The following is a 24,419-nucleotide window of genomic DNA, read 5'->3' on the forward strand; positions in this document are numbered from 1 at the left end:
TGGTTCCGGGCGACCGGCCTTCGCAAGGCTGATCGGCGTGGAGGTCGGTCTCTGGCAGCTGTTCGGAATATCGAACGCTTGCCTGAAATAGGAACGAACGGTGCAGGGCCTGGGGTGCGCCAGCCGGCCCGATTACCTGGAAATGGCTCCTGTCCTGACTTGATGGCGCTGGCGGGCATATGCCACGCAGCCGTCTACCGTGCTGACGCAGAGCGCATCGCGGTGGTTCTGCGTGTTGTTGTCGCCGGCGTAGGCGACCTCGGCAACACGGCCACCGACCATTCGGATTTGCGTGTTGCAATAGCCGCCAGGATCGACATTGAGCGATCCTCCAACCGTCGGGACCGCACCCACGGCCAAAGTTGGAATCACGACGTTGAGATTGCCGCGTTGAACGGTACGCTGATACGTCCAGATCTGGCTTTCGCCCGCATCGGCGGTGGCAGTCGGAAAGCCAGCGCACATTCGAACGTCCGCCTCGCTGAGACCGACCATCTCTTTGCGGGCTGCCGCCGTTGTGGCGTCTTCCTTTGAGAGGTTCGACGTGTCGTCAGGGGCGACGCAGGAGGCCACGATCGAACTGCCGGCCAGGAGAACAACAACAAGGACAAGCGTTCGGATGCGGGAAGATATCATACCGACTGTAGTGATTTGCGCTGAGCCCCGAGAACCTAGTTAGGCAAGCAGATAATCGAGTCAACCTGCACAACTTCACGATGTCGTTTGTCATGACGCTCGGCCGACCTTGAGCCGACGGCGCCGATGCGATCGTCGCCGCGATCGAAGCCCAGATGGGCCACGCGCACGCGCCGCTATCGTGCGAGACGTAAACGAGGCGCGATGCGCCTTTTGCAGCACGTCAAGTTTCCGGAACCCCGAACTGACGCGCGACGGCCGGACACCTGCTCATGCCTGCTCCGGAAGTTTCGGCGTTATGCGATGTAAAATACGTACTTTCCTGACATCAGGGTTAAACAAATGCTTTTCAGTCACACAAAATGATGAAACAATGAGATTGAGATTAGGAAAATTCGATGCGCAACGTCAGCGGACATGGCAAACGCCTGTCCTATTACGATTTCGGGCACACCTCGGTGTACGCCTCCCGCTTCGACCAGCGCTTCCCCTATTGTGCCTATGTGCCCGAGGACTATGACGAAGACGGCGGCAAGACCTATCCGCTGGCGGTGATCGTGCATGGCACCGAACGCGGCATGCTCACCTACCGGGACGCCTTTGCCGACTTCGCCGAACAGAACGGCGTGATCGTGCTCGCCCCGCTCTTCCCGGCGAATATCTGTTTTCCGGGCGATCTTTCCTCTTACAAGATGCTGCGCCGGGGCGACCTCCACTACGATGCCGTGCTGCTCGACATGGTCGAGGAGATGCGCGAGCGTTATCGCATCCGCGGCGACCGTGTGCTGATGTACGGCTTCTCTGGGGGCGGCCATTTCACCCATCGTTTCCTGTTCCTCCATCCCGAACGTCTGCTGGCCGCATCGATCGGTGCGCCGGGCGTCGTGACGCTGCTTGACTTCGATCACGATTTCTGGGTCGGGGTGCGCGACTTCGAGAGAGTGTTCGGCAAGAACGTCGACCTCGACGCCATGCGCAAGGTCGCCGTGCAGATGGTGATCGGTGGTGACGATCTCCAAACCTGGGAGATCACCATCAAGCCGGAGGATGACTGGTGGATGCCCGGCGCCGATCTCGCCGGCGCGACCCGCAACGACCGGATCAGATCGTTGAAGGGCAGCCTGGAGAGACACGGCGTCGAGGTGCAGTTGGATGTCGTGCCTAGCATCGCTCACAACGACCGCGAGCTCATCGCCAAAGTCAAGGAGTTCTTTGCGCGGACATTGAATGCCGCGCCTGCCTGAAAAACTGCAGTCAACAAACTGGAGATAAAAAAATGGGAACAGGATTGAGAATGGGAAGACGATTGATCCAGGTGCTGGCGGCAATCGCCGTGATGGCGTGTGCATTGCCGGCGACGGCGCAGGAGCAGCCGAAAACCGGCGGCACGCTCAAGGTTCGCATCAACGCCGACATCCGCGCCACCGACGGTCTCAGCCGAGACGCGAATACCGACACGGTGCTGCACCATATCTTTGAGACGCTGGTGGCATATCGCGCCGATCTCACAGTAGGGCCGGCACTGGCCGAATCCTGGAAAGTGTCGGACGACGGCAAGACCTATGCCTTTACGCTGCGCGACGGCGCGGCTTTCCACAATGGCGACGCCGTGACCTCATCCGACGTCAGATGGAACTGGGATCGCCGCATGGACCCAGCCAACCAGTGGTTCTGCATTCCGTTCTTCGATGGCAGCCAGGGCCTTAAGGTCGAGCAAGTGGCGACGCCCGATCCACGCACCGTCGTCTTCACGCTCAACGCGCCGAATGCGCTCTTTTTGGCGCAGCTCGCCAGTGTCCAGTGCAATGGCTGGGTCGCCAGCCCGAAGAATGTCGGCGCTGACGGCAAATGGATCGCCGATTCCGCCATCGGCAGCGGCCCGTTCACGCTGAAGGAATGGGTCAAGGGCCAGTATTTGGCGCTCGAACGCTTTCCCGACTACAAGCCGGTGAAGGAGGCGCCAAGTGGCTTTGCCGGCAGCCGTGAGGCCTATGTCGACGAGGTGCGCTTCATCGTCATCCCCGACACGGCGGCGGCGGAGACCGCGCTGTTTGCCGGCGAGCTCGACGTGCTTCCCGATCTTGAATCATCGCGTGTCGAGGAAGCCAAGTCGCGGGGCATGACGGTGCTGTCGACGCAAGGCCTGTCATGGACGGCGATCCTGCTGCAAACCAAGGACCCGCTGCTGTCGAATGCCAAGATACGCACGGCGCTGGCGCATGCCGCCGACATCAACCAGATCGCCGCCGCCCGCACCAACGGTGTCGCCACCGGAGATCCCTCGGCCGTCGCCCAGGCGAGCTCGTTCTTCGACGACGAATTTCTTAAATGGCCGGAATACGACCCGGTCAAGGCTAAGGCACTGCTGGACGAGGCCGGCTACAAGGGCCAGCCGATCAAGATCCAGACCAACACCCGCTACCAGGGGATGTATGAGAACGCGGTGCTGCTGCAGGCGATGCTGACGGCCGCGGGCTTCAACGCCCAGCTCGAAGTGCTGGATTGGGCGGCACAGCTCGACAATTACCTTGCCGGCAAATTCCAGATCCAGTCCTTCGGCTACTCGGCTCGTCTCGATCCGTCGCTGATGTATGGCGTCATCCTCGGCGACAAGGCGACCGACCCGACGGCGCAGTGGGACAACAAGGAGGCCCTCGACCTCTACACGAGGTCGATGGCGACGACCGACCCAGCGCAACGCAAGGCGCTGTTCAAGCAGCTCCATGCCCTCATGGCAAAGGATGTGCCGATCCTTGGCCTCTATTACGAGCCATCGGTCGACGCGGTGTCATCGAAGGTGAAGGGCTATTCGGTATGGCCGGCGGCAAACCCCCGCGTATGGGGCGTCTGGAAAAGCGAATAGGAGCTGGCGATTGTCTGTTGCTCGAAAGATCGGAGGCGTGTTGTCCTCCGATCTTTCGTTTGAGGTACCTGGTGTGAAAACCTGACTCTTGGTTCCGGGGCCGTAAACCCGCTCAGGGTGGGAAGGATCCTAAACTCACCAGCTCTCCGACGGCGCGTGTGCGCGCCAGGAGCGGTCGTTCGACAGCGATCCGAGCAGCGATGGCCGTTGTGCGGGGCCGAAGTGCTTCTGACGTTTAGTATGAGGTGACGGTTGACCGTGGAGGTCTGTGACCTAGCTTTGTGACCTAGCTTAAAAGTCAGGCGGACCGTCCAGAGCCGGAAATGGCGGAATGGTGCGCACCGTGGGAGAACTCTCGGGACGTTGAGATGCAGAGTTGCAAGTCGGCTTTCAGAGCCTGTGCGCCCTTGGCGACCGATAATCGGCGGCCACGGCATCTTCAAGTTTCGATTCAAATGAAAGTCAGCTGCGCCGGCCTGTCTATCAGCGCGCGACCGGCGCTCCGAGCACTGGAGGGATCTCGAAGCAAGTGACAGCTTCGAAAGCGATCGAAGGCTTTAGCCAGCACAAGGCGAGGACCAAACACCGCTTCACGAACTTGAGAATACACCCAAGAACGCACAGGCAAGGCAATGCCAAATCCTCTTGCCGAAATTTACGCAAACGACGCAGATCTCGCCATCCTGGGCGGGACAGCAACACTTGCCTCGGTGGGCCTCTATCTTGTGCTCCGGCGTATCCTTATCGCGGTGCAACGGCATCGCCTCAAATCAGATGTGAGCGAAGGCGGATCTGATCCCCCCGAGGTGGCATCTTGGGATTGGGAAAGCCCGGTCAATCTTGCAAACGAGCCTGCTTCTTCTTCTCAGGTGGCCGTGGCCTCAGACACCGCAGACCTGGACGTTCGGCGTCAGGATGCCAATTACCTTCGGTTCGGGGTGCGAATCGAGTATTTCGACGTGAGCTCCGAAGCTTGCGAGAGCTCGTCTGCGGCCCAGACCAACGCTTCCGCGACGGACATACCGCAATCCGGCCGCCTTGCGACATCGGTCAGAGAAATCGCTGGCTATGTTCGTAGGCAGGTGGCGGCTAATCTTGCCGCCGTAAGTAGTCCAGTATTGTGGGCTTTGAGCCGTATGCCGACACAACTCGCCCCCGCGGAACGTGGGGAGCGAATTTGCGGGTCAGCATGGGACCAATTGGGTCATAAGGCTTCCCCGCGCAAAGTTGCTCAGTTGGCCAATCCGGCGCAGCGCAGTTTGAATGTCACAGCTCAAAGGGGAGGGTTCAGCCTGGATCCCGAGCCGACGATCGTAACGGCCTCCCCTCCTCGCCTTCGCAAGCCGATCGGTCTTGTGCCCCGCTTGGGCGTCGCCGCAATCTGTCTGGCCGTGCCGCTTAGCTATGCGATGACGAGACAAAACTGGGTCGAAAGCGCCCCCGCCATTTCGCGCGCCCAAGGCACGAGTGTCGACTTGCTCAGCCCGGATCTCGCGGCTGCCCGGGCGCAAGTCGGGGCAGCCGGTGGTCAGGCAGCCGCCGCATGGGAATTGGGCGGCCAGGAGCACCGGGTGGCGGAAGGCGAACGCGCCAGGAGCGCTGCTCTGCAGGGAGCACTCCTCGAGTCGCGCAAGCAGATCGATGCGCTGAGGGCAAGCATGGCAGCCTCCGACAACGCACGCGAGGAGCGATTGCGCAACGAGCTCGCGGCAGCCCGCACACTTGACGCATTGCGGCGCATAGCGGGAGATGCCCGCACAATGCTGAGCGAGGCCACCAATTATGTCTTTGCGGAGATGCCCGCTGCTTATCTGGAGCGTCAGCGAGCCGCATTGCGGGCGCGCGATCTATCGCGAACGCGGGCGAAAATTGAACAGCTTGAGGCCGAGGCCGCCGAGGATCGCGCCAAAGCCAAGGCTTCGCTGGCGCAAGCGAGCGGAATGCTCGACGACGAACGCCGGAAGTCAGAGAACCTTCGTGGCGACCTCGCCGAAGTGAAACTGTCCAATGCCGCACTCATGGAGCGCGCGGACGCGGCTGAGCAGGAACGGACCGGTGCAGTCACAGCGAGAGAACGAGTGGAGCAGACCGCAGCCGAGACGGAGGGCGCGCTGGCTCGAGAACGCGCTGCAGCAGCGTCGATTCGTGAGGAGCTAAAAAAAGCTCGCCTCGAGCGCGACGCGTCTGAACAGGAACGAGCCAGAGCGGTGTCAGCGAGAGAGCGTGCCGAGCAGACTGCAACCGAGACGGCGCAAGCGCTGGCACGAGAACGCGCTGCAGCAGTCTCGACCCATGAGGATCTCGATAAGGTTCGCCTCGAACGCGCCGCCGCCCGAGCACTTTTGGTACGGGTCACCAGGCTGAAGGAGGCTCTGGACAAGCAACGTGAAGCCAATGTTTCTCTTGCCCGCGACTTGGCTGCGGCGCGCGCGGACAATGACAGGCTTAGGACTGAGCGTCGCAGCGCGCAGATTGAGCGACCGCTGAAGCCGCGCTCCGGCCGCGCAGCAGCCGCTACCGGCCCGGTGAAGGCTGTCAGCCAGAAGACTGCACGTAGCAAGGTTCGCAACCCGTCGCGGATTACCCGGGTGCGTTCTCTCACGCTTCCCTATTCCCTCAGGCCAAGACACGCGACATTGGAGTGATTTCCAAAACGACTGCGCGGTCCTCCTATCGAAGGCTTTCGGAAGGCATTGCCACGCACCCGCTCACGACGCCGGGGCCACTTCGGGCAAAACAAGGAGTTATGCCAGGATGAAATCACCCGTTCGAATTCATCCTGCTCTCGTCGGCGAGGAGTCTGCGATGCGCTATGTCAGCCCGATCACGCCGCCAGTCGCGTTCAATTCGCATTTGATCGGCGCCTGCCGCGTCTCCACCTTGCCCTGCCGTACATAGTCGATGCTGACCTCAATGGGAGCCGAGATCGTATCCGGGCTCAACTGATGTATGGAACCTGCGCTGCTGACGCGCACACTGGTCGCGCCAAACGGGGCGGCGGCCGACTCGATTGCATCATGGCAGGCGCGAACGACTTCATCCGGGACGCCCGGCAGCGCTTTGATCGGACTGACCGTTGATGGACTGTTGACGTCACTGGGAGGCTGGAGGCTGGGCGGAAGGCCGACCGACCGTCCGGCCTCTACGGACGGGACGACACTGACGGCAGTGGCGGTCGTAGTTGCCGCCACTGCCGCCGTTGCAGCGGTGCTGGTCCCATCGTCATCCACCGGTGGACTACTGCTGGAGCCGCTGGGCTTGCCGCCAGGTCCTTTGTGCGGGCCGCCTTTGCGGCCTTCACCGTGATGGCTGCCAGCGCTATTGCCTCCGCCATGGCTGCCAGCGCTATTGCCTCCGCCACCATGGTCGCCAGCGCTATTGCCTCCGCCGCGCTGGCCGCCTTCTGCAGCTCCTGCGCAAGCTACCGCGATCGAGCAAACGAATGCGAAATATGCCCAGCTGGATTCAGGGGATTGACGCACGACCACCTCCATAAAGTGCGTCGGTCAAACCGTCTTTCCGCGGCATGCAGTCAGGACGGCGCAACCGCCGCCGCCCCCAGGCAAACTCGCGACTAAGGCGCCCACGGAGGTAAACTAGGGGATGAATTCGGTGTATCAAGGACGCGGTGCGTAGTGGCCGGCATCAGCAGCGAGTTCGGCAACAACGCATACTCCGCATAGCCGCCATCGAACTTACGGCCCATCTCACCCATCAGCCGCCGCAACGTGCCGCCGTCCGGCATTGAAAGCTGGAAGAACGGTCAAGCTTCGTTCAAGGTGACCCTGTCGCCCAGCATGATCTTGCCCGGCTGCACGATCTGGCAGAGCGCGCCGAAGCCGCCTTTACCATGGCGTGCTATGGTTTGCAGCACTGCCGGTTCGAAGGCAAGATCGCCTTGCGCCAGCGCCGTGAAGGTGCAGCGCGCACAAGGCTCCGAAATCACGATCCGTGCCTCGCCGATGGAAAGCACTTTCCCAATGATCTGCTGCTCGACGAAACCGTCCTGCGAAGCGTCGGTTTCGATCACGATATTGGGCCGGAACCGCCTGGAATCCACTTGCGACGGATCCGGAACCAGGCCGGCAAGCCTGTCCATCGGGCTGACGTGACGATGTGGATGTCGGCGCGCTGATAGCGTGGCGCGATATGATCGTGGGCTTGCGAACCGAACGGGACATGTGGGTGCAGCGCCGCCGGGAAATCAAGTAAGGCCGAAACCAGCTCACCTGCGAGGCTGGAGCCGGCATCGATCCAGGAGCCATCGTCCAATCCGATTTCCGGCCTGTCGCCCCGCAGCCTTGCAAGAAGGTTCGGCAGCGGCCGCCAATGTTTTAGCTTCTCCGGCGCGGCAACAATTCCGTCGCGCCGGTCGACGACGCCCCAGATCCGGTCGCCCGGAATCCCGCCTTCCGCAAGCTCCGTCCCGTCCAGCCCTTCGCCGCCCATCGAACTGACGGGATATCGCCAGATTTCCTTGATATGGCCGAACGGCGTCATGATGCGGAGACGAGCCGTGTCGCCGTCATTGCGCCACTGCCTTGCGTGCGCCCGCGCCGTCGGCGAAACGGCGATCGATCAGCATCGCCGCATCGAGAAGGGCGCGCGTATAGGCGTGGCGCGGCCGGTCGAAGACGTCGTCGCGGTCGCCGATCTCGACGATCCTTCCCTCCTGCATGACGGCGACCCTATCGGCAACCTGCTCCACCGCACCCAGATCATGCGAGACGAACAGACAGGCGAAACCGTAGCGTTCCTGCAACGACCGGATCAGGAGCAGGATCTGTTTCTGCACCGTCATGTCCAGCGCCGAAACCGGCTCGTCGGCAACGACGAAGGCCGGTCGCCTGACGATCGCCCGCGCGATCGCGACGCGCTGGCGTTGCCCGCCTGACAGCTGATGCGGGAAACGCTCGAGAAGGTCGCGCGCCAGTCCCACTTCCTCGATGACCTCATTCATGCGCGCGGTCCGCCGCTTGCGATCCAATTCGGTGTCGAGCTTCAACGGCTCGGTGACGATTTCCGCAATGGACTGGCGAGGGTCCAGCGAGGAATAGGGGTCCTGGAAGACGATCTGCATGTCGCGCCGCTGCAATCGCGTGTCAGCCGGTCGTCCACTTGCAATCGCCTTGCCAAGAAACGAGATCGTTCCGCTGGACGGCCTGACGAGGCCGACAATGGCGCGACCGAGCGTCGTCTTGCCGGAGCCCGACGCGCCGACCAACGCCAGGGTTTCGCCACGCCGGATGGTAAGGTCGACGCGGTCTACGGCGCGCTTCGGCTGCGCGCGCGCAAACAGCCTGGGACGGCCCGGATAGTCGATGACGACATTGCTGATCTCGACCACGGGCGGGCCGTTGACGGCTCTTCTCGATCCGCCGGCGCTGCGCTTGGGAAGCGCATCCACCAACCGCCTGGTATAGTCGTGCTGCGGTGCGTGAAGGACCTGGGTGCTGCTTCCCTGTTCGACCGCCTTGCCTTCGCACATCACCGTCACGTTGTTCACATAGTGCGACACCATGCCGAGGTCGTGGCTGATCAGCAGGACGGCGGTTCCATTCTCCCGCGTCAGCTCGACCATGAGGTCGAGCACGTCGCGCTGCACCAGCGTGTCGAGCGCCGTGGTCGGCTCGTCGGCGATCAGCAGGCGAGGCTTGAGCAGCATGACCGATGCCAGCATGATGCGTTGGCGCATGCCGCCCGAGAATTCGTGCGGATAGGCCGCAAGGCATTTGCCGGGATCCTTGATCTGGATCCTCTCCAGCATCGCCAGCGAGCGGTCCTTGATCTCTGCGCGCGACATGTCGCGATGCAGGCGAAGCCCTTCCGCCATCTGCTCGCCGATGGTGACGGCGGGATTGAGCGAGACCATCGGCTCCTGGAAAACCATGCCGATCTGTGCACCGCGTATCTGGCGCAGTGCCTTTGCGGCAAGGCCTGTGAGCTCCCGTCCTTCGAAGCGGATGCTGCTGTCAGCGGTCGTGATCAGCGGGGCAGGGAGCAAGCTCAGGATCGAGCGGGCCGCCATCGTCTTGCCCGAACCGGATTCACCGACCAGCGCCAGCATGTCGCCAGAGGCGAGATCGAAATTCAGCTCGTCGACGATCCGCTTTCCCGATGGTCCCACCGAGATCGACAGGTTGCGCACTGAAAGCATCGTGTTGTTGTCCCCGGCCGGCACGAGCATGTTTCCAGCACCTACATATTCGGGTCGAGCCAGTCGCGCACCGCGTCGCCCAGCATGTTGATGCCGAGCAGCGTGATCGAGATGCAGAGACCCGGAAGGATAATCAGATGCGGCGCGTGGCCGATATAGGGCCGCGCCGTCGATAGCATGTTGCCCCAGCTGGGCGCCGGAGGCGGGACGCCCAGTCCCAGAAAGCTCAGCGCGCTTTCCGACAGGATGATCCAGCCGAACATGGTGGTCGCGAGCACGATGATCGGGGCAACGCAATTGGGCAGCACATGCCGCGCCATGGTGATGATCTCGCTATTGCCCATCACGCGCGAGGCCTCGACATATTCCCGCTCGCGAATGGTCATCACGGAGGCCCGCACCACGCGCACCACGATCGGCATGTAGGCAAGGCCGAGCGCAACGATGATGCCCTCGCGGCTGGCGCCGATCACCGCCATCAGGCCGAGCGCCAGAAGCAGGCCAGGGAAGGCGAGGAAGGCGTCGTTGACCATCATGATGGCGCGATCGACCCAGCCCCGCAGGAAACCGGCGAGAACGCCGAAGAGGGTGCCGGTGATCAATGCGAAGGCGACCGTCGCAAAAGCGATCCAGGCGCTGGTCCGCGCGCCGCTGGCGAGGCGGCTGAGCACGTCGCGACCGAATTCGTCGGCGCCGAGCAGGTGCACAGGCGAGGGCCCGCTGAGGCGCGACGGCAGATCGAGCTTGAGCGGATCGAAGGGCGCGATCCACGGACCGAACACGGCCAAAAGGATCAATGCCCCGGTGACGGCGATCCCGAAGATCGCGTTGAATTTCAGACCGGGCCGGCCGAGCGCACGGGCGATCATGCGGTAACCCTCGGATCGAGCAGCGGGTAAATCAGGTCGACGAGAAGATTGACCGCGACATAGATGAAGGCGACGAACAGCATCGATCCCTGAATCACGGGATAGTCGCGGGCATAGATCGCGTCGACCAGCAGCCGGCCGAGGCCGGGAATGGTAAAGACGGTCTCGATGACGACGATGCTGGAAAGCAGGCTGCCGAGCACCAAGCCAATCAGGGTCAAGGTGGGCGCGAAGGCATTCTTGAAAGCGTGGCGCCACATCACCGCGCTTTCCGAAAGCCCCTTTGCCCGCGCATGGGTGATGTATTCCAGGCGCGCCACCTCGATCGTGCTGGCCCTGGCCATGCGCGCAATCGGGCCGGACTCGACGAGCACCAAGGTGACCACGGGCAGGATCACATACAGAGCGGCTTGCGCGAAATCGCGGCTGAAGGGTACGTAGCCGACGACCGGCAGCCAGCCGAGATAGAGGCCGAAGATCAGCATCAGCATCAGCCCCAGCCAGAAACTAGGGATCGAGAGCAGGATGGTCGAGGTGGCGACGACCGTGACGTCGCGGAGACTGTCCTGCTTCCAAGCAGCCAGCATTCCGGCAGGCACGGCGATCGCCGAGGCGACAATCACGGCGAGAAAGACGATGGTCGAGGAGACGGCGAAACGGTCGAGGATGAGCGGCAGCACCTCTTGCCCGCTGCCGATCGAGCGTCCGAAATCGCCTGAAAGGACGTTGCCGGCCCAGATCAGATATTGCACCACCACCGGCTGGTCGAGCCCCATCTGATGCCGCATCGCATCGACCTGTCCGGGCTGCGCGAGCTCGCCCAGCATCAGCGTCGCAGGATCGCCCGGAATGAAGCGCATCATCACGAAGACCGCGACCGAGACCAGGATGAGTGTCGGCACGGCGCTGGCGAGGCGGGTCAGGACAAAGCGGACCATCTTTTTTCCTGTGCTGATAACGAAGGTCTCTCCCGTGCGGGCACTGCCTTCTCCGCCCGCTCGAGGATCTCGTCTTCGATGGTGAGTTCGTAGCGGGTGAATTCACGGTTCTTGGCCGGCAACGGCGCGATCTCCATGACGCCGGCGGCTGGTTCGAAGACGATCATCGCCACCGTCGCCGAGAGATTGCCACCTTCCTTCCTGATCTGCGGGCGACAAACACTGAACGGCGAAGCGAAGTTGTCGAACAGCGCTTCCTTCAGGTCGTCGATGGTTATGTCTCCATGCCGCGCCGACAGGTGCCGGCGCACGCGGTGGTCGCGATAGAGACTGTCCGGCACGTCGCGAAGTCCGGTTTCGCGCAGCTTAGACAACGCCACCGGGCTCTGCCAGTGATTGGCGTGGACGATCATGTCGTTGCCCGGATAGATGGTGAAGACCTCGTCCGGGGCGCATTCGAAATTGGCCGTGAACCCTTCGGCTGTGCTCAGGATCATGTTGTTGGAACCGGATTTCGGCGTCGTCGCCACCACCTTAATGGCATGGGCGAAATGCTGCGCTTCAAGAGCCCGGCGCCGGATGAAGGGAAGCGGAATTCCGATCCCGCGATAGTCGCGGTCCGATTCGAGATAGTTCGCGGTGATGCCGATACCGGCCGAGTTGAAGCCGCTGCGCGCCAGTCCGCCGGCTTCGGTGAAGGTGAGGAGGTCCGGCCCGTCCGTTCGCCGGATGCGCAACACCACCGAGGTCTCGGCGCATTCGGCCTTCCAGTCCCAGTTCTGGCCATGGATGAGCCTGCCGTTCCGGGTTGCCTCCGGCAGGATCGCCGCGCCCGTGCAGCCGTCGGGCTCGTCGTCGGAAATGCCTTTCTCGCGCCGGGCGAGCTGCAGGATTTCGGTACGCGCATTGACCAGGACGATCGAGGACAGGTCGACATTCGCGCCTGACGCAATTCCTTCCATTTCCTCGACGAGATCGGGCGCCCATTGCCGCAAGCGGGGCAGGAAGATGCCGGAGAACCGCCCGACATCGTCCCGCCTGAAGCCGAAACGGTCGAGCTGCGCGGCATAGAGCGCCACCGAAGCGCCGATGCGCCCGCGCGCCTGTTCGCCATAGGCCATGCCGCGCGCTCTCGGCGCTCCATCGATCTCGACAAGCGGAAATGGTGCGACTGTTGTCATCAAGCGGAAGCCTCAAACTGGTGCGAGTCCGGATACTAATGCATTTTGATTGAATGAAAAGCAGGAAAATTCGCTAGATTGCTAGTTCGAACTGCGTGGCGCATATCTATAATGCGAACGCTTGAGGAAGTGCCTATGAACGAAACGATGATCGACCGGCCGGCACGCAGCGAGGCGGCCAGTCCGCTGCAGATCGATCTGGCGCGGCGGATCCTGGAGCGGATCAGGGATTCAGGCTGGACGGTCGGAACCCGCGTCTCGGTGCCGGACCTTGCCCGCACGTTCGGCGTTTCGCGTTCCCCCGTCAGCGCGGCGCTGGAACTGCTGGTCGCCCAGGGTATCTTAAGTCCCTTCGAGACGAGGGGGCTGCAATTGGCGCGCGATGTCGCCGACCTCGACCCGGAGGATATCCTGCCCAGCTCTCCGCTCGAGGAGCTTTACCGCAGGATGATGCGGGAGCGCGCGCTTGGCCAACTGCCCCAGGAGGTGTCCGAGGCGGAATTGATGCCGCGCTATCAGGTGTCGCGCGGCGTCGTGCGCAAGCTCCTGCTCCGCTTTGCCGCCGAAGGGCTGGTGCAGCGCCTGCCGGGGCATGGCTGGCGTTTCGCCGACACACTTGTCGGCGAGGACGCCTACCGGGAAAGTTATGAATTCCGGATGGCCGTCGAATGCGCGGCGCTGCGGTCGCCCATGTTCAATGCGGGTCCTCAGCAGCTGGCGCCTGTCCGGCGCGCTCACGAGCGCATCCTGGCGATCGTGTCGACGGGCAAGACACTGATCGGCGGCGACGAATGGTTCCGGATCAATGCATCCTTTCACGAAGGACTCGCGGCCTGCTCCGGCAACCGGTTCCTGGCCGATGCGGTGCGCCAGCAGAACAATCTGCGCCGGTTGCAGGAATCAGCGGGTTTCGAGGAATTGCCGGCGGAACGCATCGAGCAGTCCTGCCGGGAACATCTGGCCATTCTCGATGCCGTCGAAGCGGGCGAGATCGAATGGGCCGAGGCGCTGCTGCGCCAGCATCTACGGCAGGCCTCCGAGTTCGCTTCGCCACAGCGCTCGATCTGATGCCCGCCGGCGACGGCATCGCGCATGCTGGCCACTCGGCCGCGCAATGCCCCGACATCCGGCACTAAGCGATCTGGAACGAGCGTCTCCCCGATCGCTTGACGCCGATCCGCTCCGTCAAATGTCGGGATTGGATGCTTTAGGACCGATTTTCAGCGGCGCATCATTTTCATCCGGATTGGGGACGGGAGCTTCGTCGGGAAGTCTGTCCGGATCCGGCTCACGTACAGGCTTCGGTTCAGGAAATGGTGGTGGCGTGGGCGCCGGAGTGGGCGTTGGTTCGGGAGTGGGAAGAATGGCCATGGTGTGATTTCCTTCCGCTCGCTGCACTCTGCCTTGGCGGGTCGCCGACGTCCGCCGGATTTTTGACGCCTACTCGTTTTCGACCGGTTTCGCTCTAGCGGCCGATGCACGCAGAACGACCACGCTTGCCTATGGTTCCGATGGGAGCCTCCGATGACCCCGCAGGCATCGAGCGCTCATGGCAGGACGGCGCCGTCAGAAAAGTGATCGAATGGTCCGCGCATAAGGGCCTTGTCGGCGTCGTGGAGCGCCATAATTTCCATTTCAGGGTGGGACGAACTCACCTGCTGAATAGGAGGCGGCCGTGAAGCACCAGACACTTGACCAACTGCATACCGTTGCCGACGTTCACGCTGAAGCAACAGACCTCGTAGCGACCCGAAGCCAGCGTCTCGAACGTTGGGCGAAACTGCTGGAGAAAAATCCCGATCGGCGTCTCGAAGCGCTGACGGGCACCGAATATAAGTCCCCTGAGATACGCGAAAAAATGCGTTACAACGACTCGCCTCTCACGGTTGCCTTCGAGGACCCAATCTTTCGTGCGCAAGGCTTGAGAGACGACACCTACGGTGAAGCCAGGCGCTTCTTCGAACTGACTGACTGGCAATTGCACGAAATTGTCTGCCACTGCCATGTCGGCGCCACGATACGAGCGCGATGGGCTGCCTCTCGCGTCCGTGCGGCAATGTCCGAGCGGTTCGGTTTCTTCGCCTGGCTGCGAGGAACATTCATGCATTGACGCTAGGGCATTCACGCTGCCGGCATTCACACTAGGGGCCGGCATGTTCTGGTGATGGAGGCGGCGAAGCGATTTTCACGCCTCGCATCAGTGGTCGTTGATGTGCGGATATGCCGTTCGGCGGCGATCCGCCATCGGCGAAGGTCGATACAATGCGCCTCGATACGACAGGCATGGGCTGATTTCAGTCGGCGGGCGCCGTGTAGCGGCGATGGACCGCTTCCGCGATGGCGGCGCGGCTTCTATGCGGATCGAGACTCTCGTCATCCTCGATGACAGCCGCTTCCTCCGCAAGTCCCTGGTCCTTGACCTGATCGCGGAACCAGGCCGAATAGTCGCCCGCGCGCAAGTGATGCTCCCAGGTGCGGTCGTCGATCCCCTCGGCGATATGGAGGAACATCATGAGATTTTGCGCTTTCAGGTTGAGCTTGCCGTCCGCGCCGCGGAAATAGAAACTATTGTCGCCAAGATCACCCTCGGCATACTTGCGGATATGGCGCTTGCGTTCCTGCCGGGGACGCTCGATCGAGATCGGTCTTGCGGGATCGCCTGTCGACCGGTTCCAATACAAGACCTTGTTTTCCGGTGGCGGCACGACGCCCTGCGGCACGTCTTCGCCAATTGCGGCACAGAAGCTTTCGACGACCTTGTCGGCTTCCGGGCCAAGAGCCAGCACCGTGTCGACACCTGCCAGCACGTCCCGCGAAACCAGATCGGGATGAACTGTGACCAGAATGGTCGCCGAAAGGCTTTTTGGAAGCGCAAAGGATGTGCCATCCCGCGCATGCGGCAACAGGTGGTGTGCCTCGTCGATGATCAGCCAGTGCGGCCGTCCGGTGCGGGCGCGAAGCGCGGCAAGCTCCGGCAGCAGCTTGGCGAAGGCGTTTGGCCGCTCCGCGGTCTTGATCCCGAGCATGTTTACGGCGACATTGTTGGACGGTTTGGACAAGAGGTCGAAGATTTCGCGCGAGCTCGGCGGGCTTTTGGCGTCGCCAACCACCAGCACGTCCTCCAGTTCCTCGTAGTCGCCCTCCGGGTCGAGCACGCAAAACTGGAAGCCTTGCTCGACGAAGCGTTCGGTCAGGGCGGTGGCGAGGGTGGATTTCCCGATCCCCGACGTGCCGGCCAGCAGCACGCCGCCGCCGCGCGGTGAGAGGTGCATCACCGCGCCCGACCCGTCGTCCGCGCCAATCTCAATGCGTTGCCGCGCCGTGTCCAGCAAGGCGGCGTCATGCGAGATGAGGCCCTCGATCAACTCCCTCACGCCCGCGCCGCGGGCACCATTCGTCACGTGGCCCGCCGTCTCCCTTACCTTCGGCAGTGCATTGGCAACTGCAACTCCGAAGCCGACGGCGCGCAGAAAGGCATGGTCGTTCTCCGCATCGCCGATGCCGACGACATTGTGGGCGGACAATCCCAGATCCTCGAGGGCAGCCGCAAGACCGGTCGCCTTGTTGACCCCGCTCGGCAGCACCATGACGGCACCCTTGTTGAAGATGATCTCCAGCTCCAGGCCAAGGTCCTTGATCACTTCCAGCACGATGGTCTCGTTGGGCTCCCTGGTGGCGACGACGGAACGTCCTATCGACAGGGGCGCGATCTTGCGGATCATCAGCCTGTCGACGAATTCCGCCGGAGGCGCAGGCGCCAGGATACGCTCCTCCTTCGAAGCCGGCGTGTAGACGAGCGCGCCATTTTCGGCGACGACCTTGTCGAAAATGCCAAGCTCCGGGAAAACGCTTTCGAGGTCGGCAAGCTCGCGACCGGTGACCATTATCAACTTGCGGCCGGTTTCCTTCAGCCGCCCGAGCGCGGCACGGGTGGCATCGGAAACGATCCCGTTTTCCGCGAGCGTGCCGTCGTAGTCAGTGGCTAGTGCAAGAGCATACATTGAACTGTCCGTCGGTAGTCCGAAGCTGACCCGAGAAGCTTTCTCGCCGAACTGAGCGGAAAGCCATCTGCTCCAGTGACTTTGTCTTGGCTGATCGGTTCAAACGGCGCTGGCTGCCGATTGTTCCCGGCGGCGGAAGGCAAGAGTCGCTGAGGCCTTGCTTTTGCTTAAGCATTTCCAAACCGGTACCCGCTTGCTAGCCGACAATCCTGAATCCGTTGGGCTCCTGGCCGGGATCGACGTCTTGGGATTTCACGCTGGAGACCGACGCCCCGGTCGGCCCTTCCCACAACCGGTTCATCATCGTCGAAACCGCGCCCTCGGCTCCGACGATCAGTGCCGTTACGGATCCGTCGTCCTCGTTGCGAACCCATCCGGACAGACCGAGCTTCTCGGCTTCGGTCCGTGTCCACACGCGAAAAGAGACGCCTTGCACCCTTCCACTCAGCCTGACGCGTACTGCTTTGCGCCCGTCCTCCATGGTCACCTCCGTGCAGCTGGTTTGTCCACACCTTCAACTCACTAGCGGCGAAAAAGGCTCCGCCTTGTCGGCAACGGAACCATGGGGCGGCGGCTTTGTTTAAAGACGGACAGTTGCAGGTTGCGGGTGCCTCGGAGCCACGATTTCATGACCAACGATTCTCCAAAGGGACGCGCCATCCCGGCATCCGTTCCGACGATCGACGCAAAAGCGGAGCCAACGCTTCGCTACGCCGAGGCCGAGGTATTCTACACCGAGGCGATCCGCGAGCTTGCCGCGACGGACATTCCCTTTCTTGTCGCCGGCACCTACGCGGTGAGCGCCTACACAGGGGTTACGCGCCAGACGAAGGATCTCGACATTTTCTGCAAGGCCGGCGATTACGCCCGCATTCTCGCTCATTTCAAGCAGGCCGGTTATGCGGTCGAGATATTGGATGACCGGTGGCTCGGCAAGGTCTTCAAGGGCACGCATTTCTTTGACGTCATATTCGCCTCGGCGAACGGAACCATGCCTGTCAGCGACCTGTGGCTGGAGCACGCAAGGCAAATCGATTTGCTGGGCAGTCGGGTGCGGATCGTCGGTCCGACCGAGCTTATCTGGTCCAAGTGCTTCATCCAAGACAGAGGCCGCCATGACGGCGCCGACGTCGCTCATACAATCCTCAAGGCGCAGGATCAGATCGACTGGCACCGGCTGCTTTCCTACCTCGAAGTTCATTGGGAGGTGCTGTTGATGCAGCTTCTCAATTTCCGATGGATCTATCCGAGCGAGCGCGATCATGTACCGGCCTGGCTGCTCGACGAATTGCTTGACCGTCTCGCCAAGCAGAGGGAGCTGCCCACTCCCCGAATGAAGATCTGCCGCGGACGGCTGCTTTCGCCGACTGACTACGAGATCGACGTCAAGGAATGGGGCTTTGCCGGCGTCGGTGGAACAGGAGAATTTCGTGATGGCTGAGAAGGGCATAACCGCCAAGGCAAGGGTTGGGAACGGCGACACGGTGAGGATTGCGGCTGTTGGCGACCTGCACGTGCAGGAAGACGCCGAGACCTCTTGTCGTGATCTCTTCGGCGAGGTCTCGCGCGAAGCGGACGTCCTCGTTCTCACTGGCGACCTCACCAATCTCGGCAGGCCCCGAGAGGCCGAAATCCTTGCTGAGGACTTGCGCGCCTGCGCAATCCCGGTCGTCGCCGTGCTCGGCAACCATGACTATGAATCCGGTGCGGTCGAGGACGTCGCCCACATCCTTCGGCAGGCAGGCGTCCATCTTCTTGACGGTCAGACGGCGGAAATCAAGGAGGTCGGCTTTGTCGGCGTGAAGGGTTTCATTGGCGGTTTTGGATCACGCATGCTCGGCTCGTTCGGCGAGCCGGCGATCAAGGCGATGGTCGCTGAAAGCGTCAGCGAGTCGATGCGGCTCGAAAACGCAATGCGGCAGGTTCGCACCAGTCGTACGCTCGTCGTCCTGCACTACGCTCCGGTCGTCGAGACAGTCGCTGGCGAGCCATTGGAGATTTTTCCGTTCCTGGGCTCGTCGCGCCTGGCGGAGACGATCGATCGGTTCAAGGTCAGCGCCGTGGTGCATGGCCACGCGCATCGCGGCGTCTATGAAGGTCGCACGCCCGGCGGTGCCCCGGTATATAATGTCGCCATGCACGTGGCGAAGCCGACCGGCCGTCCTTACGCCTTGCTCGAAATCTGAAACGCCCTGTGGGTGGTCAGCGGTCGATCTCGCCGAACACGATATCGAGCGACCCGATGATCGCAGCGACATCGGCGATCATGTGCCCCCGCGACAGAAAATCCATCGCCTGCAAATGGGCAAAGGACGGCGCCCGGATCTTGCATCGATACGGAGTATTGCTGCCGTTCGACACCAGATAGACGCCGAACTCGCCCTTCGGCGCCTCCACCGCGGCGTAGACCTCTCCTTCGGGCACGCGAATACCCTCCGTGTAGAGTTTGAAGTGGTGGATCGTCGCTTCCATTGAGCGTTTCATCGACGCCCGCGGCGGCGGCGTGATCTTCTGGTTCGGGATCGCGACCGGCCCGCGGCGTTCGGGCGATCTCAATTTCTCCAGGCATTGCTTCATGATCCGGACCGATTGGCGCATTTCCTCCATGCGGACGAGATAGCGGTCATAGCAGTCGCCGTTCTTGCCGATCGGAATGTCGAAATCCATCTCGGGGTAGCATTCATATGGCTGTGCCTTGCGCAAATCCCATGCCGCTCCCGACCCGCGCACCATGGGGCCGGAGAAGCCCCAGGCCCAGGCGTCGTCCTGCCCGATCACACCGACATCGACATTGCGCTGCTTGAAGATGCGGTTGCCGGTGAGCAATTCGTCGAGGTTGTCGCAGACCTTGAGGAACGGGTCGCAGAAAGCCCAGATGTCGTCCAGAAGCTTCGCAGGCAAGTCCTGATGCACGCCGCCGACCCTGAAATAATTAGCATGCATGCGGGCGCCGGAGGCGCGCTCGTAGAAAACCATCAGCTTCTCGCGCTCGGCGAAACCCCAGAGCGGCGGGGTGAGCGCGCCGATGTCCATGGCCTGTGTCGTGACGTTGAGGAGATGCGACAAGAGCCGGCCGATTTCGCAAAAGAGAACACGGATGAGCTGTCCGCGCTTCGGGACCGAGATTTCGAGCAGCTTCTCGGCGGCGAGGCAGAACGCATGCTCCTGGTTCATCGGCGCCACGTAATCGAGCCGGTCGAAATAGGGCAGGGCCTGCAGATAGGTCTTGTACTCGATAAGTTTTTCCGTGCCGCGGTGGAGCAGGCCGATATGGGGATCGGCGCGGTCGACGATCTCGCCGTCCAGTTCCAGCACCAGCCGCAGAACGCCGTGAGCTGAGGGATGCTGCGGCCCGAAGTTGAGGGTGAAGTTGCGAACTGCTGCTTCGACCATGACGGTGTTCCCGCCGTACTGTGTTCTTACGGCCGAAGCCGAGTGCTCCGGCCGCCACGCCCGGACCGCCGATCAGGTCGTTGTCTGGATGATCAGCGTCAGCGTGCCATTGCCATCGATGTTGGCGGCGACAACTTGCGAGGAATCCAGGCCGATCGCCGCCAGCGCCGTTGCTGCCTGCGGCGACGCATCGATCGAGCTCTGCAGGGTAAGCAGATCTTCAACGCTGGTCTGGGTGATCACGGCCTCGGCTTGTGTTTTGAGCTCCGGAGGCAAATCCTCAAGGGCAACGATCGCAATGCCAGTAAAGTTCTGGTCGGTGAAACCTTGATCCGGCACGGCTTGGTCGGGCAGGGCCTGGTCAGGCGGCGCCTGGTCGGGCAGGGTTGGATCGGGCAGGGCTTCCGGGGCAGGGGGTGCGATTTGGGGAAGCTGCGGGTCGGTGGATTGCGCGTGGATCGGCTGCGCCAAGGCCAATCCCGAAAGGGCGGCAATCGTCGTCAACATGCGCATGATCGTTCCTTCCGTTTTCCGGTTTGCTCGGGGAGGATCACTTGGTGACCACACAACCATTGTGCCGGATTATGGTTCCGGTCCGTCAAGGATAAGGCCGTCGGTGAGTACATGCGTCAGGCCGACGCTACGCAACGGCGAATCGATCGATGACCCATAGCCATGTCCCGTCGCCCTGGCGTCGGGCGACCTCGGCGGTTACGGTGCCGTCAGGAAGACGGGTTGACGTGACGCCAAATCTCCGCTGACAACAGCGGGGGCCCGATTTCCGGCCACAAATTTTCGGCCCGTTGCGGTGATGTCCGCGAAGAGTGCCCGGATCGCTTCGCGGCCCAGCATCAGTCGCCCCTCACCGCTGTCGACGACGGCGTTGGGTTCAAAAAGCGCGGCCATGCCGTCGATGTCTCTCTCCCACTGCCGAGAGATCAGCAGGCGCTCCAAATCCTGGGGACCGCGGTGGCTCACGGCTTGGTTCATCGATCATGGCGAGGACTCCTCCGACGCTCGGTACCAAGCGTTCGATCCTCCGTCAAATTTCGTTCGAAGGGGAGCCGGCGAAGCTCCGCCATAAGCCGATCGCGAGGTTGAGCAGCTTGGCGGTCATTCTCCCCAGCCGACATCGCGGTCCGCAACGCGCCATTCGGCGGCGCCGGCGCGGCACCGGTGGCTGCGGCTGTGGTTGAGGAAGTCGGCGATCCTTGCCGCCGACTTCGCCGAGGGGAAGGTGAGCAACCGATCGCGATGGACGACGGGCTCGCCGGTCTCATTGTCCCAGACCTCGAACCGGCAGCTTGGGTTCGGTATGGCTTCGAACGGTTCTTCATATCGATGGTCCCGGTAATCGAGGGACCCAGGTTCTGCGACCCCGCCTTACAGATGGCTTACGGCGTTTTGGATTATGCTTTTGGCAGCGGGCAGGCTCGCAGGTCGCCTCGTTAGCTTGCCTTCGGCGCGAGGCGCTGCGCGACATGGTCGGCGATCGCCAGGCTTGAGGTCAGGCCGGGGCTCTCGATGCCGAACAAATTGACGAGGCTCTCCACGCCGTGCACCGCCGCGTCCTGGATGACGAAGTCGGCATTGGCTTCGCCGGGACCGGAGAGCTTCGGCCGGATGCCGCTATAGGCCGGCTGCAGGCTGCCATCGGCGAGGTCCGGCCAGTATTTGCGGACCTCGTCGTAAAAGCGCTCGCCACGCGCTGGATCAACGCGATAGTCGAGTTGATCCGTCCATTCGACGTCAGGCCCGAAGCGGGCGACGCCGTCGAGGTCGAGCGTCAGATGCACGCCGAGCCCGCCGGGTTCGGGTATGGGATAGACCAGTCGCGAGAACGGCGCCCGGCCGGCGACCGAAAAATAATTGCCCTTGGCGTAGCGTAGTTCTGGCACGAATTGCCGCTCGAGCCCATCAAGCGAGCCGGCAAGTGCCGTGGCGCCAAGCCCGGCGGCGTTGATGAAGCGCGCGGTGGCGATTTCAAAGCCGCCGCTGGTGCTGTCGACCGTGTCGAGCACGATGCGCCCACTCTCGATGCGGCCGGCGACGATGCGGGTGTTGAGGCTGAGTGTCGCCCCGTGCTTCTCGGCGTCGCCCAGCAGCGCCAGCATCAGGGCGTGGCTGTCGATGATGCCGGTTGCGGGAGACAAAAGGGCCGCCGTGCATCGCAGCTTCGGCTCCAGCCTGCGCGCCTCGGCGGCGGTTAAGGGCGTCAGGTTGCCCGCGCCGCAAGCAGAGGCGTTGGCCAGGATGGAAGCGAGCACCGGCTCCTGTCCGGCATTCGTGGCGACGATGAGCTTGCCGCAGCGCGCATGCGGCACCGCCCGCTCCTGGCAGTAACGGTAGAGCTTTTCCCGGCCTGCCACGCAGAGCCGGGCCTTCAACGATCCGGCCGGATAGTGGATGCCGGCATGGATAACCTCGGAATTGCGCGAGCTAATCCCGGTGCCGATGGCGTTCTCAGCTTCGAGGATCAGGGTGTCCATGCCGCGCTGCGCCATCCCGCGCGCGATCGCGAGGCCGACGACCCCGGCGCCGGCAACGATGCAGTCGACATGGTCCACGATCAGGCCACCTCAGCCTCGATGTTGTGCCTGGTGAGCCGTTTAGGAATGACGTCTCGGCGATGCGCACAGCGGGCTTGGCGCAGGTTCTCGCGTTCTGCGGCCTCGAAGCTGAAAATCTGCATGTCTTCCGTCCATCCGCCAGCGCTTTCGAAAGGGCTTGACACCCTTACAAGAAACAGATGCACCAAACAGCATTAATGCCAGAGGGACCTGCCGATGCGCGCCGAACGGCGGCAGGACCCACGTCCCGGCATGCAGGACAGGAACCATCATGGACGCTCGACCGAATTCTCCCGAAGCTCGCGACATCAGCTACCACTTGCACGGCTACACCAATGCCCGCAAGCATGAGGAAGCAGGGCCGCTCGTCATCGAGAAGGGCGACGGCATCTATGTCGAGGATCTCGCCGGGAACCGCTATATCGAAGCGATGGCCGGGCTTTGGAGCGTAGCGGTCGGCTTCTCCGAGAAGCGGCTGGTGGACGCGGCGGTGCGCCAGATGTCCAAGCTGCCTTACTATCACGACTTCGGTTCCAAATCGCATTCGCCGCTGATCGATCTCGCCGAGAAGCTTGTGCAGATGGCGCCAGTGTCGATGAGCAAGGCGTATTTCACCAATTCCGGCTCGGAGGCCAACGATACGGCCATGAAGATGATCTGGTACCGGTCCAATGCGCTCGGCCAGCCGGCACGCAAGAAGATCATCAGCCGCAATCGCGGCTATCACGGCGTCACCATTGCCGCGGCAAGCCTGACCGGCCTGCCCAACAACCACATTTCCTTCGACCTGCCGATCGCCAATGTGCTGCACACGTCGACGCCGCACCACTGGCGCGAGGCGCTGCCTGGCGAGAGCGAAGAGCAGTTTTCGAGCCGGCTTGCCGACGACTTGGAAAAGCTGATCCTGGCCGAGGGCCCGGAAACCATCGCCGCCTTCTTCGGCGAACCGATCATGGGCGCCGGCGGCGTCATCGTTCCGCCGGCCGGCTACTGGGAGAAGATCCAGGCGGTGCTGTCGAAATACGACATCCTGCTCGTTGCCGACGAAGTCATCTGCGGCTTTGGCCGAACCGGCGAAATGTTCGGCTCGCAGACCTTCGGTATCAGGCCCGACATCATGGTGCTGTCGAAACAGATCTCTTCATCCTACCTGCCGATCTCGGCCCTGCTGATCAACGAAAAAGTTTTCGAGCCGATTGCCGACGAGAGCAATCGCATCGGCACCTTCGGCCACGGCTTCACCGGCGGCGGCCATCCCGTTGCGGCCGCGGTCGCGTTGGAGAACCTGAAGCTGATCGAGGAGCGCGATCTCGTCGGCAATGCGCGCACGGTCGGCGCGCATATGCAGAAGCGCCTGCGCAAGTTCGCTTCGCACCCGCTTGTCGGCGAAGTGCGCGGCGTCGGCCTGATCGCGGCGGTCGAACTGGTCGGCGACAAGGCGGACAAGACGCCGTGGGAGACGGCCGGCGCGCTGGGCGTGCTCGTCAACGGTTTCATGCAGCAGAACGGCGTCATCTCGCGCAACATGGGCGACGCGCTGGCCTTCTGCCCGCCGCTGATCATCACCGAGCCTCAGGTCGATCGGATGATCGACGCGTTTGAAAGATCGCTCGAAGCCGCGGTCAAGCAGGTCGGACCTGAAACCTGAAACAAAAAACTGCCTCGGCGGACTGCTATGCCTGCTCGGGCTGCTGACAGCGCGTTCGGCTAAGGTTGCAGGTCGGGTTAAGGACGAACTTTAGGAACTAGAGCCTTTCGCATTTAGGTTGACTTGTATCCGGCGTTTTCGATGTAGTTTCGGCATTCCAGTG

General features: G+C 62.4%; 24 protein-coding genes. 8 read left to right on the forward strand and 16 right to left on the reverse strand.

Going from position 1 to position 24,419, the window contains the following annotated elements; all coding sequences use genetic code 11:
• Positions 1-132: 132 nt before the first annotated feature.
• Positions 133-573 (reverse strand): hypothetical protein, encoded by a 441-nt coding sequence (locus tag ACWUKX_RS19855; protein WP_456008549.1) that lies wholly within the window; start codon positions 571-573, stop codon positions 133-135.
• A 461-nt stretch (positions 574-1,034) separates the two neighbouring features.
• Here ACWUKX_RS19855 and ACWUKX_RS19860 point away from each other — a divergent pair, with 461 nt between their 5' ends.
• From ACWUKX_RS19860 to ACWUKX_RS19870, 3 genes are all read left to right on the forward strand, one after another.
• Complete coding sequence (locus tag ACWUKX_RS19860; RefSeq protein WP_456008550.1) at positions 1,035-1,880, forward strand: alpha/beta hydrolase; 846 nt, start codon at positions 1,035-1,037, stop codon at positions 1,878-1,880.
• Between the two features lie 50 nt (positions 1,881-1,930).
• Positions 1,931-3,499, forward strand: a complete 1,569-nt coding sequence (locus tag ACWUKX_RS19865) for an ABC transporter substrate-binding protein (RefSeq protein WP_456008551.1) — start codon at positions 1,931-1,933, stop codon at positions 3,497-3,499.
• Between the two features lie 632 nt (positions 3,500-4,131).
• Entirely contained in the window at positions 4,132-6,144 is a 2,013-nt protein-coding gene (locus ACWUKX_RS19870) for a hypothetical protein (protein WP_456008552.1), read from the forward strand.
• 165 nt (positions 6,145-6,309) lie between these two features.
• On the opposite strand, the gene ACWUKX_RS19875 is transcribed toward ACWUKX_RS19870, so the two are convergent.
• From ACWUKX_RS19875 to ACWUKX_RS19905, 7 genes are all read right to left on the reverse strand, one after another.
• Entirely contained in the window at positions 6,310-6,729 is a 420-nt protein-coding gene (locus ACWUKX_RS19875; protein ID WP_455846959.1) for a hypothetical protein, read from the reverse strand.
• A gap of 533 nt (positions 6,730-7,262) precedes the next feature.
• Positions 7,263-7,598 carry an MOSC domain-containing protein gene (locus ACWUKX_RS19880; RefSeq protein ID WP_456008553.1) on the reverse strand — a complete coding sequence of 112 codons (336 nt, stop codon included), beginning with the start codon at positions 7,596-7,598 and terminating at the stop codon, positions 7,263-7,265.
• A complete protein-coding gene (locus ACWUKX_RS19885; protein WP_456008554.1) occupies positions 7,526-7,999 on the reverse strand; it encodes an MOSC N-terminal beta barrel domain-containing protein in 474 nt (157 codons plus the stop codon). Before ACWUKX_RS19885 ends, ACWUKX_RS19880 begins: the two co-directional genes overlap by 73 nt.
• Positions 8,000-8,024: 25 nt before the next feature.
• On the reverse strand, positions 8,025-9,656 hold the full coding sequence (locus ACWUKX_RS19890; RefSeq protein WP_456008571.1) for an ABC transporter ATP-binding protein: 1,632 nt from the start codon (positions 9,654-9,656) through the stop codon (positions 8,025-8,027).
• 41 nt (positions 9,657-9,697) lie between these two features.
• Positions 9,698-10,525: an ABC transporter permease gene (locus ACWUKX_RS19895; protein WP_456008555.1), complete on the reverse strand. Its 828-nt coding sequence runs from the start codon at positions 10,523-10,525 to the stop codon at positions 9,698-9,700.
• Entirely contained in the window at positions 10,522-11,463 is a 942-nt protein-coding gene (locus ACWUKX_RS19900; RefSeq protein WP_029350549.1) for an ABC transporter permease, read from the reverse strand. The genes ACWUKX_RS19895 and ACWUKX_RS19900 overlap by 4 nt, the downstream gene beginning before the upstream one ends.
• Positions 11,445-12,644, reverse strand: a complete 1,200-nt coding sequence (locus ACWUKX_RS19905; protein ID WP_456008556.1) for a C45 family autoproteolytic acyltransferase/hydolase — start codon at positions 12,642-12,644, stop codon at positions 11,445-11,447. The genes ACWUKX_RS19900 and ACWUKX_RS19905 overlap by 19 nt, the downstream gene beginning before the upstream one ends.
• A gap of 135 nt (positions 12,645-12,779) precedes the next feature.
• Here ACWUKX_RS19905 and ACWUKX_RS19910 point away from each other — a divergent pair, with 135 nt between their 5' ends.
• The gene (locus tag ACWUKX_RS19910) at positions 12,780-13,712 is read left to right on the forward strand and encodes a GntR family transcriptional regulator (protein WP_164759971.1); all 933 of its coding nucleotides are present in this window, start codon (positions 12,780-12,782) and stop codon (positions 13,710-13,712) included.
• A 117-nt stretch (positions 13,713-13,829) separates the two neighbouring features.
• Here ACWUKX_RS19910 and ACWUKX_RS19915 read toward each other — a convergent pair whose 3' ends face one another.
• Positions 13,830-14,015 carry a hypothetical protein gene (locus tag ACWUKX_RS19915; RefSeq protein WP_036267210.1) on the reverse strand — a complete coding sequence of 62 codons (186 nt, stop codon included), beginning with the start codon at positions 14,013-14,015 and terminating at the stop codon, positions 13,830-13,832.
• A gap of 304 nt (positions 14,016-14,319) precedes the next feature.
• Between ACWUKX_RS19915 and ACWUKX_RS19920 the strand changes: the two genes are divergently transcribed.
• Entirely contained in the window at positions 14,320-14,754 is a 435-nt protein-coding gene (locus ACWUKX_RS19920) for a hypothetical protein (RefSeq protein WP_082982175.1), read from the forward strand.
• 184 nt (positions 14,755-14,938) lie between these two features.
• Here ACWUKX_RS19920 and ACWUKX_RS19925 read toward each other — a convergent pair whose 3' ends face one another.
• A complete protein-coding gene (locus ACWUKX_RS19925) occupies positions 14,939-16,645 on the reverse strand; it encodes an HAD family hydrolase (protein WP_029350556.1) in 1,707 nt (568 codons plus the stop codon).
• 196 nt (positions 16,646-16,841) lie between these two features.
• Positions 16,842-17,126, reverse strand: a complete 285-nt coding sequence (locus ACWUKX_RS19930) for an acylphosphatase (protein WP_065006638.1) — start codon at positions 17,124-17,126, stop codon at positions 16,842-16,844.
• A 147-nt stretch (positions 17,127-17,273) separates the two neighbouring features.
• Between ACWUKX_RS19930 and ACWUKX_RS19935 the strand changes: the two genes are divergently transcribed.
• A complete protein-coding gene (locus ACWUKX_RS19935) occupies positions 17,274-18,086 on the forward strand; it encodes a nucleotidyltransferase family protein (protein WP_029350560.1) in 813 nt (270 codons plus the stop codon).
• Positions 18,079-18,831, forward strand: coding sequence for a metallophosphoesterase family protein (locus tag ACWUKX_RS19940; protein WP_456008557.1), 753 nt, complete (start codon positions 18,079-18,081; stop codon positions 18,829-18,831). The genes ACWUKX_RS19935 and ACWUKX_RS19940 overlap by 8 nt, the downstream gene beginning before the upstream one ends.
• 16 nt (positions 18,832-18,847) lie before the next feature.
• Here ACWUKX_RS19940 and ACWUKX_RS19945 read toward each other — a convergent pair whose 3' ends face one another.
• The 5 genes from ACWUKX_RS19945 to ACWUKX_RS19965 all read right to left on the reverse strand — a co-directional run bounded on the left by ACWUKX_RS19945 (position 18,848) and on the right by ACWUKX_RS19965 (position 22,730).
• Complete coding sequence (locus tag ACWUKX_RS19945) at positions 18,848-20,038, reverse strand: NADH-quinone oxidoreductase subunit D (protein ID WP_456008558.1); 1,191 nt, start codon at positions 20,036-20,038, stop codon at positions 18,848-18,850.
• A gap of 72 nt (positions 20,039-20,110) precedes the next feature.
• Positions 20,111-20,509 (reverse strand): hypothetical protein, encoded by a 399-nt coding sequence (locus ACWUKX_RS19950; protein WP_456008559.1) that lies wholly within the window; start codon positions 20,507-20,509, stop codon positions 20,111-20,113.
• A 240-nt stretch (positions 20,510-20,749) separates the two neighbouring features.
• On the reverse strand, positions 20,750-21,028 hold the full coding sequence (locus ACWUKX_RS19955; RefSeq protein ID WP_456008560.1) for a hypothetical protein: 279 nt from the start codon (positions 21,026-21,028) through the stop codon (positions 20,750-20,752).
• Positions 21,029-21,486: 458 nt separating this feature from the next.
• Positions 21,487-22,605 (reverse strand): NAD(P)/FAD-dependent oxidoreductase, encoded by a 1,119-nt coding sequence (locus tag ACWUKX_RS19960; RefSeq protein WP_456008561.1) that lies wholly within the window; start codon positions 22,603-22,605, stop codon positions 21,487-21,489.
• A 2-nt stretch (positions 22,606-22,607) separates the two neighbouring features.
• Complete coding sequence (locus tag ACWUKX_RS19965) at positions 22,608-22,730, reverse strand: hypothetical protein (protein WP_287337691.1); 123 nt, start codon at positions 22,728-22,730, stop codon at positions 22,608-22,610.
• A 149-nt stretch (positions 22,731-22,879) separates the two neighbouring features.
• Here ACWUKX_RS19965 and ACWUKX_RS19970 point away from each other — a divergent pair, with 149 nt between their 5' ends.
• Complete coding sequence (locus ACWUKX_RS19970; RefSeq protein ID WP_456008563.1) at positions 22,880-24,256, forward strand: aspartate aminotransferase family protein; 1,377 nt, start codon at positions 22,880-22,882, stop codon at positions 24,254-24,256.
• The last annotated feature ends 163 nt before the right edge of the window (positions 24,257-24,419 follow it).

The organism is Mesorhizobium sp. f-mel (genome assembly GCF_053850215.1).

Excerpts from the sequence above, each read along its gene's own strand:
- ACWUKX_RS19860 (WP_456008550.1), top strand. The coding sequence starts at position 1,035 with ATGCGCAACGTCAGCGGACATGGCAAACGCCTGTCCTATTACGATTTC.
- ACWUKX_RS19865 (WP_456008551.1), top strand. The coding sequence starts at position 1,931 with ATGGGAAGACGATTGATCCAGGTGCTGGCGGCAATCGCCGTGATGGCG.
- ACWUKX_RS19870 (WP_456008552.1), top strand. The coding sequence starts at position 4,132 with ATGCCAAATCCTCTTGCCGAAATTTACGCAAACGACGCAGATCTCGCC.
- ACWUKX_RS19880 (WP_456008553.1), bottom strand. The coding sequence starts at position 7,598 with ATGGACAGGCTTGCCGGCCTGGTTCCGGATCCGTCGCAAGTGGATTCC.
- ACWUKX_RS19885 (WP_456008554.1), bottom strand. The coding sequence starts at position 7,999 with ATGACGCCGTTCGGCCATATCAAGGAAATCTGGCGATATCCCGTCAGT.
- ACWUKX_RS19890 (WP_456008571.1), bottom strand. The coding sequence starts at position 9,656 with ATGCTTTCAGTGCGCAACCTGTCGATCTCGGTGGGACCATCGGGAAAG.
- ACWUKX_RS19895 (WP_456008555.1), bottom strand. The coding sequence starts at position 10,525 with ATGATCGCCCGTGCGCTCGGCCGGCCCGGTCTGAAATTCAACGCGATC.
- ACWUKX_RS19900 (WP_029350549.1), bottom strand. The coding sequence starts at position 11,463 with ATGGTCCGCTTTGTCCTGACCCGCCTCGCCAGCGCCGTGCCGACACTC.
- ACWUKX_RS19905 (WP_456008556.1), bottom strand. The coding sequence starts at position 12,644 with ATGACAACAGTCGCACCATTTCCGCTTGTCGAGATCGATGGAGCGCCG.
- ACWUKX_RS19910 (WP_164759971.1), top strand. The coding sequence starts at position 12,780 with ATGAACGAAACGATGATCGACCGGCCGGCACGCAGCGAGGCGGCCAGT.
- ACWUKX_RS19915 (WP_036267210.1), bottom strand. The coding sequence starts at position 14,015 with ATGGCCATTCTTCCCACTCCCGAACCAACGCCCACTCCGGCGCCCACG.
- ACWUKX_RS19925 (WP_029350556.1), bottom strand. The coding sequence starts at position 16,645 with ATGTATGCTCTTGCACTAGCCACTGACTACGACGGCACGCTCGCGGAA.
- ACWUKX_RS19930 (WP_065006638.1), bottom strand. The coding sequence starts at position 17,126 with ATGGAGGACGGGCGCAAAGCAGTACGCGTCAGGCTGAGTGGAAGGGTG.
- ACWUKX_RS19935 (WP_029350560.1), top strand. The coding sequence starts at position 17,274 with ATGACCAACGATTCTCCAAAGGGACGCGCCATCCCGGCATCCGTTCCG.
- ACWUKX_RS19940 (WP_456008557.1), top strand. The coding sequence starts at position 18,079 with ATGGCTGAGAAGGGCATAACCGCCAAGGCAAGGGTTGGGAACGGCGAC.
- ACWUKX_RS19945 (WP_456008558.1), bottom strand. The coding sequence starts at position 20,038 with ATGGTCGAAGCAGCAGTTCGCAACTTCACCCTCAACTTCGGGCCGCAG.
- ACWUKX_RS19955 (WP_456008560.1), bottom strand. The coding sequence starts at position 21,028 with ATGAACCAAGCCGTGAGCCACCGCGGTCCCCAGGATTTGGAGCGCCTG.
- ACWUKX_RS19965 (WP_287337691.1), bottom strand. The coding sequence starts at position 22,730 with ATGCAGATTTTCAGCTTCGAGGCCGCAGAACGCGAGAACCTGCGCCAA.
- ACWUKX_RS19970 (WP_456008563.1), top strand. The coding sequence starts at position 22,880 with ATGGACGCTCGACCGAATTCTCCCGAAGCTCGCGACATCAGCTACCAC.